The organism is Niveispirillum fermenti, assembly GCF_052474395.1.
The window spans coordinates 1,051,763-1,064,968 of record NZ_CP156679.1 but is presented as its reverse complement, the minus strand read 5'-3'; the positions used below and the strand labels follow the sequence as shown (position 1 = coordinate 1,064,968).

Below are 13,206 nucleotides of genomic sequence, written 5' to 3'. Positions count from 1 at the left end.
TTCAGGTGCCGGACGTTGCCGGCGTGGCGATGGCGGTGTAACGGGTGGTCAGATATTCATCGATGCCTTCCGTCCCGCCTTCGCGGCCCAGGCCCGATTGTTTGATCCCGCCGAACGGGGCGGCCGGATCGGAGAGGATGCCGGTATTGATGCCCAGCATACCCGTTTCCACCCCGCCCTGAAGGCGTATCACCCGGTCCAGGTCGCGGGTGCAGGCATAGGCGGCAAGGCCATAGCCGCTGTCATTGGCCATGGCGAGGGCATCTGCCTCCGTGGTGAATATCTGAATGGGCGCCACGGGGCCGAAGATTTCCTGATGCAGGAGGGGCGCATCGGCCGGAACCTGCGTCAGGATCGTCGGGGGATAATAATAGCCGTGGCCCGCCGGCATCTTTCCACCCAGCACAAGCCTGGCCCCCCGCGCGGCCGCATCCTGGACCAGCCCGTGCGTATTGGCTCTGGCTGCCGCCCCGATCATCGGCCCGAGATTGTCTGCGGACAGCGCGGCAAAGCGCTGGACCAGCCGCTCGGTGAAGGGGGCGGCGATACCGTCCTGGACCAGGAAGCGGTTCGCCGCCGTGCAGGCCTGACCCAGATTACGCAGTTTCGCCTGCACGGCGCTGTCCACGGCCCGGTCCAGGTCGGCATCGTCGAAGACGATGAACGGATTGTTGCCGCCCAGTTCCATGGAGGTGCGCAGGATGCTTGCCGCCGCCCCTGCCAGGAGCAGGCGGCCGACGCGCGTGGACCCGGTGAAGGACAGTTTGCGCAACCGCTTGTCGGCCAGCAGGGTGCCCACGACGATATCCGCGCGGGTCGTGGTGATCAGGTTCAGCACGCCTTGGGGCAGGGCGATCTCCTGCATCAAACGGCAGAATAGGATTGCGGTCAGCGGTGTCTGTTCCGCCGGTTTCAGGACCATTGTGCAGCCGGCGGCCAGCGCCGGCCCGACCTTGCGGGTGATCATCGCCAGCGGAAAATTCCAGGGCGTGATCAGCAGGCAGGGGCCGACCGGCCAGCGGCTGATGATCTGCCGCGACCCGCCACCCGGTGCCTGCTGCTCCCGGCCATGGATGCGCACGGCCTCCTCGGCAAACCAGCGCAGGAAGCCGGCGGCATAATCGACCTCCGCCTGCGCTTCTGCCTGTGGCTTTCCCGTTTCCAGGCTGATGACCCGTGTGAACCGGTCCCGGTCGGCACACAGCCCTTCATAGGCCCGGTGCAACAGGTCCGCGCGCTGCCGGGGCGGCAGTGCCGCCCATGGGGCCTGTGCGCGGCAGGCGGCATCCAGGGCGGCGGTCGCATCCGCCGCATGGGCATCGGCCACCTGCGCGATCTCCTTCCCCGTTGCCGGGTTCTCTACTGTGATGCGGCGATTGTCCGCCGCATCGCGCCAGTCCCCATCAATCAGCAAGCGCAGGGGCAGACAAGACAGATCATCATGGGAATGTCGATGTCCCGGCATGGCGATCACGCACCCTGTCGGCGGGCGGCCGCGTGCGGTCCGGCGGGGATGCCCAGACATGCGTCCTGTCCATCGAAAATGCGCAAGGGCGCGAAGGCGTCGGCATCGCTGATCACCTCCAGCACCGTTACCTCATCGGATGCCAGCGCCAGTTCCAGGGCGGGACCGAAGGCGTTGGGATCATCGATCCGGTGCCCCTGCGCGCCGACCGACCGCGCCACCGCGGCGTGATCGACCTCCACGAAACGGATGCCCGTCGTGCTGCGCCCGAAGCCCAGATTCTCTCCATGCCGCTGCATGGCCAGTTGCGAGTTGTTCAGGACGATCAGGGTCAGCGCGATGCCTTCACGCACCGCCATTTCCAATTCGCCCCAGACATGGGCAAAGCCGCCATCGCCGACCAGACCCACAACCCGCGCGCCGGGCCGGGCCAGTTTTGCCCCCATGGCGAAGGGCAGTCCCCAGCCAAGCCCGGCCAGACCGCGCGGCGTCAGGAAACGCTGCCCCGCGCGGCGTGCCGTCAGGTATCCCGTGACCCAGACGGAGGAGTAGCTGGCATCGGCCACGACGATATCGTCCGGCCCGATCAGGCTGTCCAGGTCCCCCATCAGGCGCTGTGGCAGGATCGGTTGGGTATCAGCCTGCAATTGCGGTGCGATGGCGTCGCTGCGCCGGTGCCGTGCCGCCGCGATTTCCGCCATCAGCGCACCCGCCCCGTCCCGCCGCTTGGTCAGGTCCTGCCGCTGCAGGGCTGCTGTCAGGTCCAGGATGGCGGCGCGGGCGTCGCCCACCAGACGCAGCGCCTCATAATTGCGCCCCACCTCGGTCCCGTCGATATCGATATGGATATAGGAAGCGCCGGGCGCTGTCAGGCTCCAGGCATCTGTACCATTCTCGTTGGTCCGGGTGCCGATCAGCAGCACCACATCCGCCTTGGCGATCAGATCCCGGTGCGCGGATGCCGGGCCGTTGCGCCCCAGCAGGTTGGCAGCGACGCCCAGCGACAGCGGGCCGGTTTCATCCACCGCACCCTTGCCCATGTTGGTGGTCGCCACGGGCAGGCAGCCTGTGCTGATCAGGCGGTCCAGCGCGTCCACCGCCTGTGCCGTATGGACGCCGCCACCGACGATCACCAGCGGCGACCTGGCATTGGCCAGCAGTTCGGCTGCCCGTTCAATGCTTTCCATATCGGGGCGCGGACGGTCCAAGGGGAAGAGGCCCAAGTCCTGCCTGCGTGCGACATCCGGCGCCCGTGACGGCTGCTGAAGCATGTCCTTGGCCAGCAGCAGGACGACGGGACCGGGGCGCCCGCTATTGGCGGCGATCATGGCCAGATCGATATAGTCGGCGGCCCGGTCGGGATCGTCCAGCCGGCGAACCCATTTCGCAACCCCGGCGAACAGCGCGAAATGGTCCAGTTCCTGAAAGGCGTTGCGGTCGCGTTGGGAGGCCGGAACCTCCTGCACCAGCACCAGCATCGGGATGGATGCTTTCAGCGCCTCTGCCATCGGCGCCACCATCAGGGCGGCGGCGGGGCCGTTTTGCGCCGCGACCACGCCAATCCGGTTTGAAACGCGCGCATAGGCGTCGGCCATGGCGCCGGCGGCATTCTCCGTCCGGTACAGAAGCTGGCGGATGCCGGCATCCTCGGCTGCCAGCATCAGCGCAGTCGGATTGCTCTGCCCGAAAATGAACTCGACGCCGTGGCGCACAAGGGCGGAAGCGACGGCTTCCGCGACAGTAACTGGCATTGGGATGTCTCCGTTTCATCGGCCATTTGGTGACTTCGCCCCGTCGTGAGTGTCCACGGCAGCCTGACGACGGACTGGTCAGGAAAGGGGAGGTCAGGGATCGAGGCCGTTGCGATTTCAAATATCAAAACAGTTTCGTTATTTGACATGTTTTCGAATGCTTGTAAAGCCGCTGCGGTCAAGATTTTCAGACGGGTGACCGCTCTTTCCTCATTCACGAAACGGGATCGACACAGTGGCGAACCATGAGCGTCGTGTCAAAATCACTTAATAATATCAATGAATTGAAAGATTCATCGTCGGCTGCTGATTGCGGGTCCAGGTGCTGGGAAGCGGAAAAATCGCATTTCGATATTTTACATACTAACAAATAATGAAATTATCTGACGGAACGGCGGGCGGCTCTGCCCACCGCAAAAATCACAAGCAAATGATGTCTCGGGAGGGAACATGTCTATGCGGCATTGTAATGTTGCCAGCCGCACCGCCTTGCTGGCGGTGCTGGGCCTGTCCGGCGCCATGTCGGGCGTTGCGATGGCGGCTGAGGAGCAGGCGCTTCAGTTGGACGAAATCATCGTGACGGCGCAGAAGCGCGGCGAGAATATCCAGGAAGTGCCGATCTCCATCACGGCCCTGGGGGGTGAGGCGCTGGAGATGCAGGGCGTGCGCAACGGCCTGGACCTGACCCGGTCGGTGCCTGGTCTGCAGATCAACAATCTGTTCCAGTCTTCCAACCCGACCATCTTCCTGCGTGGCGTCGGTGTGAACGATTATAATGCCGCCTCTTCCGGCGCGGTCGGCGTGACGGTGGACGATGTTTTCCTGAATTCCGGTGTCGGCCAGTTGTTCGCCGTGTTCGATGTGGACAGGGTCGAAGTGCTGAAGGGACCACAGGGCACGCTTTATGGACGCAACACCACGGGCGGTGTCATCAATTACACGACTCGGCGGCCGACCTTCGCCCCGGATTTTTCCGCGTCCGTCACGGCGGGCCGGTTCAACCAGATCTTCTTCGATGCGGCCGGCGGTGGCGCCCTGATTGACGATACGCTGGCGGCACGGGCATCGCTGACGGTGAAGCGGCGCGATGGCTGGGCCACGAACCTGCAGGACAGCCGCGACATCAACGGTATCGAGACCTATGCGGGCCGCCTGCAATTCATGCTGACGCCTTCCGCCGATCTGGAAATCCATAACAAGATCGAAGGGGGCAAAAGCAAGTCCTCGGCGTTGGGACACCAATCCATGGGCACTGTCAATGCCCGCACAGGCAAGCCTTGCACCGGTGAGGAAATCCTGGCGCGCACGACTTGCGCGAACCCCATCACCCGCTACATCGCCAACCAGGATATCGATGCGCTGAACACCAACGTCCTGGACAATTACGAGAAGCTGGACAATTTCGCCGACCGGCTGTCGGTGATCCATGATGGTGATGATGTGAACGTCACCTCCATCACTGCCTATGTCTATAATAAGCGTGATTTGAATCAGGACATCGATTATTCCCCCTATGCCGTGGCCGAACTGCCGCTATGGAAGGAGAGCTCGCGTCAGGTCAGCCAGGAACTGCGCTTCACCTCCAATGGTGAAGGTCCGTTCAAATGGGTCGCCGGGCTTTATTACCTGCAGGAAGAACTGTCCAGCCTGACCAATCTCAGTGCATTGCGGGAACTGAACCCCGACCGCACCAAACCTTATTTCAATCCCGCCAATTCGGTCCTGACGGTGGAACGCGTCTTTACGCAGCGAACCAGCAGCAAGGCAATTTTCGCGCAGGCCGATTATGAACTGACGGACAAGCTGACGGCGACCGCCGGCCTGCGTTACACGGATGACCGCAAGAAACTGAGCTTCATCACCTATGGCGGCCCCGTAAACCCGGATACCAGTTCACGGGCCCGGTTGCGGGATCGGCTGGTCGGCTTTGTCGATGCCAATCCGTCCAACCTGACCATCGACCTGCCCAGCCGCACCGTCACCGACCTGAAGAAGCCCACCTGGCGTTTGGCGCTGGCTTATGAACTGAACGATGAAACCAATCTCTACTCCAGCTATTCACGCGGGGTGCGGGCCGGTGGCTATAATACCGGCGCCCTGTTTAGCGGGATCGAGTTCAACGCCGTGGATTCCGAAAGCATCGATGCATACGAGGCCGGGCTGAAGACCGACCTGATGGATCGCCGCGTCCGCCTCAACATGGCCGGCTTCTATTATGATTATCGTAACTTGCAGGTCTTCAGCCTGGAGCCGAACCCGGCAGGCGGCGTGCCCTTGCAACGTTTACAGAATGCCGACGCCGACATCTATGGTGCCGAGATCGAAATCCAGGCCCGGCCGGTACAGGGGCTCGACCTTGCGTTCGGCGCCGCCTATGTCCATGCCACCTACACGAATTTTATCGATCCGATCCGGGGCAACTTCAAGGGCAACACCCTGGATAAGGCGCCGCGCCTGCAGATGAACGGCAGCGCCACTTACAGCGCTGATCTGGGCCCGGACTGGACAGGCCGGCTAGGGGCCGACTTCTCCTACCAGTCCAAGGTCAATTTCAGCGCGACCAATCAGGCGCCGATGGTTGGCGACCGGCATGGCGAGGTCAATCTACATGTCGGCATGGCCCACAGTTCGGGCATCGATTTCACGCTGTTCGTGCGGAATGTGGCGGACAAACGCTATCTGACCGACATGAACGACTTGTCGAGCCTGGGTTTCTACTTCCCCGTCTACAACGAGCCCCGCACCTATGGTCTGACGGTTCGCTACAAGCTGTGATTGGCCGGACGGTGACTGATTTGAGTGGAGGCAAGCTTCCCGATCCGGTGATGAAATAATTAATCAGATAATCACCGAAAAGTTGTCATACCATCGGTCGAGGCGAGCCCCCGCATCCAAGGCCAAACCCCTGAAGGACAACGTCTTTCAGGGGTTTTTGCTGTCTGGCCCAAACATCCGCCAAAACCCCGCAGGTAACATATAGGTAACAACAGAGAGTGAATTTGGGCGTAGGGAACGGCGATCCCGCACTTCCAGACGTATTAGCGCCAGGAGCTTTTGTCCCCGGTTCGGTCAGATGGCCTGCCAACGTGAGCCGTGCTGGCCCTCGTTATCCAGAACCAGCCGCACCGCGCGTTCGCGCACCTCAGAGAAAACTTGTTCGTCGTCTTGCTCATGATGCTCCATCCTACTCAAGAGTTGGAGCCTCCGGCAAACACGGCGCGGTTCAGATCGTCGAGGTCGTGACCGAAAACGGACGAACGTGTCCCGGCCCATTGAAAGGGTGGTTCAGAAGGTACCGGCCAACCGTCAGCGGGCGACGGCATAGCCCTGCATGCCGCGCGGGTTGGCGGCCGCGCGGATGATCTGATCGTCGCCGTCGCGATCAAAGGCGCAAGCGGAAAGCCGGCCTTCCGACCAGTCGCCGCCGACCGTCACCGCATGCCCCCGGCGTCGTAGTTCCTGAAGCGTATGCTGCGGATAGCGTCCTTCGACGATCAAGGTCCCCAATGCCGCTTCGCGCGGCCAGAAGCTGGCCAGCATATGGTCGGTGTGGAAGGCCGGGGTCTCGATCGCCGCCTGCAGAGGCAAGCCGCAATGCCGATGATAGAGCCATAGCAGCAGCGACCATTGGTCCTGCTGGTCGCCGCCGGGTGTTCCGAACGCGAGATAGGGCCGTCCGTGCCGAAACGCCATTGAGGGGGTAAGTGTGGTACGCGGGCGCCGCCCCGGGCGCAGGCTGCTGGCCAGACCCGGTTGCAACCAGAACATCTGCATGCGGGTGCCAAGCGGAAATCCCAGCGCCGGAACCACGGGGCTGGACTGAAGCCAGCCACCCGACGGTGTGGCCGAAACCATGTTACCCCAGCGATCGACCACATCCACATGGCATGTATCGCCCGTTAGTCGGGGGCCGTCCTCGGCTGGGAGCCTGTCCATGTTGGCGGTGCGGGCCATGGTCGGTTCCCCGCCGCCGGCGGCGGCCGACGGTTGGCGACCACCCGGCGACACGACGGGAGGGAAGGGAGTTTGGCGGCCGGCGATCGCCCCAGGTCGTAATGCCATGCTGGCCTGGTCGGAAATCAGGGCCCGGCGTTCATCGGCATAGCCGCGGCTCAGCAGGGTCTCCAGCGGCACATCCGGGTCGTCGCCATAATATGCATCGCGGTCCGCCATGACCAGCTTCAGGGTTTCGGTGACAAGATGGACGAAGTCTGGGCTGGTTGGCGCATATTGCCCGATATCGAACCCGTCCAGGATGCGCAGCGCCTGTAGAAGCGATGGCCCCTGGCTCCAGGCCCCGCATTTGTAGACGGTGTAATCGCCCTGATCGACGCCGCATGCCTGTTCGATCGGGGGCCGCCAGCCAGCCATATCCGTGGCGCGCAGCAATCCGCCATGGCGGCGGCCGCTGACATCCATGGCCTCCGTGGTGCGGCAAAAATCGTCCATGATTTCTGCCACCTCGCCTTCGTACCAGTAGCGCAGCGCGGCATCGATCTGCCCCTCACGCGAGGAGGAGGCGCTTTCCGCTTGCCGCAGCAGGCGCTGGTAGAAATCGGCCAGCGCCGAATTGGCGAACAGGCTGCCGGCCTGGGGCGTCTCGTCGTTGTGCAGGAAAATGGCTGCGGAACTGCGCCATTCATCGACGAACAGATCCCGCACTGAGGCGATGGTGTTGGCGGTGTTGGACAGAAGTGGGTGCCCGTGCCGTGCATAATGGATGGCCGGTTCCAGAACCTGGCGGAGCGGAACCGTGCCCCAGTCGCGCAGCATCGTCAGCCAGGCCCCGAAGGCACCAGGGACGCAGGCCGCCAGCAGACCGGTTGCCGGGATGAGGTCGAGGCCCAGGGATTGGAAATGCTCGATCGTTGCAGCGGCAGGCGCTACGCCTTGCCCGCAGATCACCGTGGGTGCTTCGTCATCCGTGCGGGCCACGATGATGGGGGCGTCGCCGCCGGGGCCGTTTAGGTGCGGTTCTACCACCTGCAGGGTGAAGCCGGCTGCTGCTGCGGCATCGAAGGCATTGCCGCCCGCTTCCAGGAGGCGCATTCCGACCGCCGATGCGATCCAGTGGGTCGAAGCGACCGCGCCGAAAGTTCCACTGAGCTCAGGCCGGGCCGTGAACCGCTTCATCTAGTCTAAACCCCTGTTTGGATTTGTTTGCATGAATAGGGGCGAGTATCCTCAAGAGGTTTCAGTAGCGCCAAGACCTCTTCCTCATCGACCTCATTCAGCATTGTAATAGCGAAGGAATTGCCCAAGACCTGTTGCGTGATACAGCGCTCCGCGAGCATCATGGCCATGATTGCCGGCCGCCGCGCGGCCTGGGATGCTGGAAAGCGATGATCGGGAGAAGATGCGTTGGAGCTCCGCCAGCTTCGTTATTTCAAGGTGATCGCCGATGCGGGCAGCTTCGCGGCCGGCGCGCAACAGCTCCGGGTGGCGCAGCCCGCGCTGAGCCGTTCCATTGCCAAGCTGGAGGATGAGGTGAAGCGCAGCCTGTTCATCCGTCACAGCGCGGGCGTGACGCTGACCGATGTCGGAAGACGGGTTTATGAGCATGCGGAACGTGTGCTGGCCAGCGTGCGCGACCTCATGGACGGTGTCGCCGCCGAGGAGACGGAACTGAGCGGCATGGTGAAGTTGGGCGCGCCGCGTTCCATCCTTGCCCAGTTGGTCATGCCCGTCGCTGCTGATTTCCTGCGGGCGCATGCCGGTTGCCAGTTAGACTTAGTGGAGAATTCCGGTGCGCGCCTGAAGGAGCAGGTGCTTGAAGGTACTCTGGATCTGGCTGTCCTGCCCCACAGCATCGATGCGGGAATGCACCTGACGCCCCTGGTGCGCGAGAAGATCTGCCTGATCTGCCGGGTAGAGGACCGGTCCGCCTTCGGGCCTGTGGTCGCGGTGGAGGAATTGCTGACCCTTCCCTTGATCTTGACCGGCTATCCCGACAGTTTGCGGCTGTTCCTGGAGCGCCAGGCACCGCACCTGGCCGACCGGTTGAAATTCAGGAGCGAGGTCAACAGTTCCACATCCCTGGTCGATCTGGTCCTGAGGGGGGTCGGGTTCGGTGTTGCCCCCTGCTGCGTGGTGGCACAGTCCCCCGCCGGCCTCTCCTTCGTGCCCGTTGAAAATCTAGGGGTCGCCTGGGTGATTGCGACCAACTGGCAGCGCCGGGGGTTGCGGGCCGTCCAGCAGGTGGAGGCCATGCTGATCGAGAGCGTGAAAGCGCAATTGGCCCAGGGTAGCTGGCCGACGGCACAGCCACCGCTATAGGCACCTGGGACTCGGACGCCGCCAGCAATGCCGGACGCTCATGGCATGCATTGCCCAAAGCTTTTGGACGCTCCGCCGCCCGCCGCGATAGGGTCGCGCATCGCGGGAAGGATTGAAAGGGGCTGGTGCGATGGCGCAGGTCGAGGTCAATGGTGTGTCGCTGCGCTATGATGAAAGCGGCGAGGGTGAACCCTTGGTGCTGCTGCACGGATTCAATGCCGATCGCCGGCAGTTCGACTGTTTCCGGCCGCATCTGGGCGACGGCGTCCGTGCCATCGCCTCTGATCAGCGGGATGGGCCGGACAGCCCGTTCGATGCCCCCTATGCGATGGTCGACCATGCCGACGACGCGGCCGACCTGATTGCACAGCTCTGTGGTGGTGCTGCCCATGTCTTCGGTACATCCTATGGCGGCGCCGTCGCCATGACGCTGGCCATCCGGCATCCGAACCGGGTGAAGACCCTGACGCTTGGCGCCACCGCACCCTGTTTCGACCAGTTCAAGGCGCCAGACGTGGCGTCGGTCGCGGATCGGGGCCCGGATGCGGTCCGGCTCTTCGTGTTGGAACATTTCTTTACGCCCGACGCCATCGATCATGATCGGGCGCTGATGCAGGCGGTGGCCGACAGTTTCTGCGAACGGTCACCGGAGGCGGGAACCCGGCGCATGGCGGCGCTGAAGGGACATGACGTGCGGGACCGGTTGTCGCATATCCGCGCGCCGACCCTGGTACTGCAGGGTGAATTCGACCCGATCATCTCGCTGGAGGTCAGCCGGTCTCTGGCCCAGGCGATCCCTGGCGCGCGTCTATCCATCCTGCCAGGGGTGCGGCACGGCATTTCGATGGAACGCGTTGTTCATATCGCCCATCTGGTCCGAACTCACGTCCTGGCTCCGGCCTGACCACAGCCGTTCCCGCATGCTTGAGGAACATCAAAGCCGGCCCTGTTTCCAGCTGGCTGAAAGCAGGGCTAGGCCTGAAAGCAAGCCTGCCGCTTCTCCTGGAACGCGGCGATTCCCTCGGCCGCATCCGGCCCTTCGGCGCAAGCAGTCAGCGCCTGCACTTCCAGTTCCAGATGGGGTTCAAGGCCAGTCATCGGCGCCTCCAGCAGCAAGGCCCGCGTCCGCTGAAAGGCTGGCAAGGATAAATGCGCAAGACGCCCGGCCGCGGCCATGGCAGTGGCCATCAACAGATCGTCTGGGACGACCCGCGTCACCAAGCCGATCCGTTCGGCCTCCACTGCATCGATCCTGTCGCCCAGCAGGAGGAGGCGTTGCGCTTGGCGCAGACCGATCAGCCGGGGCAACCACCAACTGACCCCCACGTCCGGAGACAGCCCAATGGCGCTATAGGCACCCACGAAGGTCGCCGACGCAGCGGCGATGGCCACGTCCCCCATGACGGCCAGGCCCAGGCCCGCCCCGGCGGCGGCCCCATTGATCGCCGTGACCAGCGGCTTGCGCATCCGGGCCAGTCGCACCTCTGCGGCATGGACCGGCCCGGTCAGCCGTTGCATCAGCCCGGATGCCTCCGACCCGGCCTGGGCAAAGGCGTCGATATCGCCGCCTGCGCAGAATAGCGCCCCGGCACCGGTCAGCACGACGGCGCGGACGGCAGCATCAGTTTCGCACGCCGTTACGGCGGCCAGCAGCGCATCCGCCAGTTCGATGTTGATCGCATTACCCCTGTCGGGCCGGGACAGCGTGATCGTGGCGATCGCGTCCGTCCGTTTCAGGTCGAGGCACATGGATGGGCTCCGGATATCGTTATAGTTCGGCGTTAAGGCCCAGATTCCTTGCCTCGGCGGCGGCGAGCACGGCGGTGCAGGCGGCCAGATCCTGGGCAGCGATGCCCAGCGACTTGTAGATGGTGATGTCGCCGCCGTCGGTCCTGCCCGGATGACGGCCGAGATGGACTTCGCCGATCTCGGCAGCGATATGGTCCCAGCCGACCTGTCCGGTATGCACGGCGCGGGCCAGTTCCCCAGCCTGGGCCAGAGCCGACGGGCGGTAGTCCACGAAATAGCGGGCTTTGCGAACACCTTCTACATCGATTTCGGCGGCGGATTGGACGCTTGCCCCAACCAGATTGACATGCGCGCCGGCGCTGATCCATCGACCCTGCAGGATGGGCTCCGCAGAGGCGGTGGCCGTGCAGATCAGGTCGGCCCCTTCGACCGCTGCCTCCACCGACCCGCAGACGGTGATGGGCGCGGCGATTGAAGGTTGCGCCCGGACGGCGAAAGCCCGTGTCTTTTCCAGGTCGCGGCCCCATAGCCGGACGCGGCGCAATGCATGGACCAGGGCCAGCGCCTCCAGATGGGCGAATGCCTGCTCACCGGTTCCCAGCAGGGCCAGGTCGCCCGCATCCGGCCCGGCCAGCACGCGGCTGGCCGCCGCTGTCGCCGCCGGCGTGCGCAGCGCAGTGATCTCGGCCGCGTCCAGCAGCGCCTCCAACTGCCCTGTCACACTGCTGAACAGCAGCACGACGCCGGTGTGGGAGGACAGGCCCCGCACGGCGTTGCCGGGCATCAGGCACAGCAGCTTGGCGCCCAGCACCGCCGGATGTTCCATGAAACCGGGCATCAGGGCAAAGGCACCTGTCTCCCCCGGCAGTGGCATGACCGTGCGCAGGGGAAGCCTTGCCTCCCCCTTCGAGACCGACATCATCGTGTCGCGCATCAGGTCGATGCAGGCGGCCAGCGGCAGTGCCGTCCGGATGGCCTCCCGCCCCAGTATACGAAAAGGGGCCGGCGGTGTTCTCATGGCACATTCCCTTGCAGGATACTGACCAGATGGCCGTTGTCGAGATGCCCGCCGGACAGGATGCAGACCACGGGGCCGGGAAAATCCCGATCCAGGGCGGCGGCTACCGTCGCGGCACCTGCGCCTTCCGCGACCAGATGATGGCGTTCCAACATCAGCCGGATGGCGCTTGCCACCTCGGAAAGCGATACCACAGCCGTGCCCGCCACCAGCGCCTTGGCCAGCGGCCACATGGAAGGCAGGACGGCCGGCCCGCCCATGCCAGTGATGAAGGTCCTTGGATTGAAATCGATGGTCACGGGACCGCCCGCCTTCATGGCTGCCGTCAGCGGCGCCCCGGCTTCCGTCTCGCAGGCGATGACCCTGGCGTCCGAACCTGCGGCCCGCAGGGCGGCCGCGATGCCGACGGACAGGCCGCCACCGCCATAGGGTGCCAGGATGGTGGTGACACCGGGCAGGTCCTCCAGGATCTCCAGGCCGATGGTGCCGTTGCCGGCCAGCACGTCGGGATCGGTCACGGGATGGATGAAGGAAGGATCGTCGTTGGGCTGCGCCAGCATGGCCCACCAATCGCCATAGGGTACCGCAATGACGCGGGCACCCAGCCGCGTCAGCGCCTCCACCTTGCTTGACGCCGCCGTTTCGGGGACATAGCTGGTGATGGGGCAGCCCAGCGCCCTACCGGCATAGGCCAGTCCTTGCGCGAAATTGCCGGCACTGGCGGTAAATATCCCCGACCGTGCCATGTCGCGCCGCTGCAGCAGGGCATTGGCACCGCAGCGGATCTTGAAGGACCCGATGGCCTGCAAATTCTCACATTTGATATAAATGTCGGCCCGGTCCGCGACGTGCAAGCGCAGAAGCGGCGTATGGAAGGCCAACTCCCGGATGCGTTCGCGGGCCGTTGCGAAGATCTCCGGGCGAAGATCAATAGACGCACGCATGTC

Annotated in this window: 9 protein-coding genes; 3 read left to right on the top strand and 6 right to left on the bottom strand. The window is 64.0% G+C overall.

Features of this window, described 5'->3' with window-relative positions; translation table 11 throughout:
* Position 1: 1 nt before the first annotated feature.
* Together ABC728_RS08875 and ABC728_RS08870 are read right to left on the bottom strand one after the other, a co-directional pair.
* Positions 2-1,465: an NAD-dependent succinate-semialdehyde dehydrogenase gene (locus tag ABC728_RS08875; protein WP_416621276.1), complete on the bottom strand. Its 1,464-nt coding sequence runs from the start codon at positions 1,463-1,465 to the stop codon at positions 2-4.
* 5 nt (positions 1,466-1,470) lie between these two features.
* A complete protein-coding gene (locus tag ABC728_RS08870) occupies positions 1,471-3,216 on the bottom strand; it encodes an acetolactate synthase catalytic subunit (RefSeq protein ID WP_416621277.1) in 1,746 nt (581 codons plus the stop codon).
* A gap of 450 nt (positions 3,217-3,666) precedes the next feature.
* Here ABC728_RS08870 and ABC728_RS08865 point away from each other — a divergent pair, with 450 nt between their 5' ends.
* Positions 3,667-5,991 carry a TonB-dependent receptor gene (locus ABC728_RS08865; protein ID WP_416621278.1) on the top strand — a complete coding sequence of 775 codons (2,325 nt, stop codon included), beginning with the start codon at positions 3,667-3,669 and terminating at the stop codon, positions 5,989-5,991.
* Between the two features lie 531 nt (positions 5,992-6,522).
* Here ABC728_RS08865 and ABC728_RS08860 read toward each other — a convergent pair.
* Positions 6,523-8,349, bottom strand: a complete 1,827-nt coding sequence (locus ABC728_RS08860) for a gamma-glutamyltransferase family protein (RefSeq protein WP_445376352.1) — start codon at positions 8,347-8,349, stop codon at positions 6,523-6,525.
* Between the two features lie 228 nt (positions 8,350-8,577).
* Here ABC728_RS08860 and ABC728_RS08855 point away from each other — a divergent pair, with 228 nt between their 5' ends.
* On the top strand, positions 8,578-9,492 hold the full coding sequence (locus tag ABC728_RS08855; RefSeq protein WP_416621280.1) for a LysR family transcriptional regulator: 915 nt from the start codon (positions 8,578-8,580) through the stop codon (positions 9,490-9,492).
* A 130-nt stretch (positions 9,493-9,622) separates the two neighbouring features.
* On the top strand, positions 9,623-10,396 hold the full coding sequence (locus ABC728_RS08850; RefSeq protein ID WP_416621281.1) for an alpha/beta fold hydrolase: 774 nt from the start codon (positions 9,623-9,625) through the stop codon (positions 10,394-10,396).
* 68 nt (positions 10,397-10,464) lie between these two features.
* On the opposite strand, the gene ABC728_RS08845 is transcribed toward ABC728_RS08850, so the two are convergent.
* Genes ABC728_RS08845 through ABC728_RS08835 form a run of 3 tightly spaced genes read right to left on the bottom strand, consistent with a single transcriptional unit; the run spans position 10,465 to position 13,203 of the window.
* A complete protein-coding gene (locus ABC728_RS08845) occupies positions 10,465-11,241 on the bottom strand; it encodes an enoyl-CoA hydratase-related protein (RefSeq protein WP_416621282.1) in 777 nt (258 codons plus the stop codon).
* 19 nt (positions 11,242-11,260) lie between these two features.
* On the bottom strand, positions 11,261-12,259 hold the full coding sequence (locus tag ABC728_RS08840; protein WP_416621283.1) for an ornithine cyclodeaminase family protein: 999 nt from the start codon (positions 12,257-12,259) through the stop codon (positions 11,261-11,263).
* The gene (locus ABC728_RS08835) at positions 12,256-13,203 is read right to left on the bottom strand and encodes a pyridoxal-phosphate dependent enzyme (RefSeq protein ID WP_416621284.1); all 948 of its coding nucleotides are present in this window, start codon (positions 13,201-13,203) and stop codon (positions 12,256-12,258) included. The genes ABC728_RS08840 and ABC728_RS08835 overlap by 4 nt, the downstream gene beginning before the upstream one ends.
* Positions 13,204-13,206: the final 3 nt, after the last annotated feature.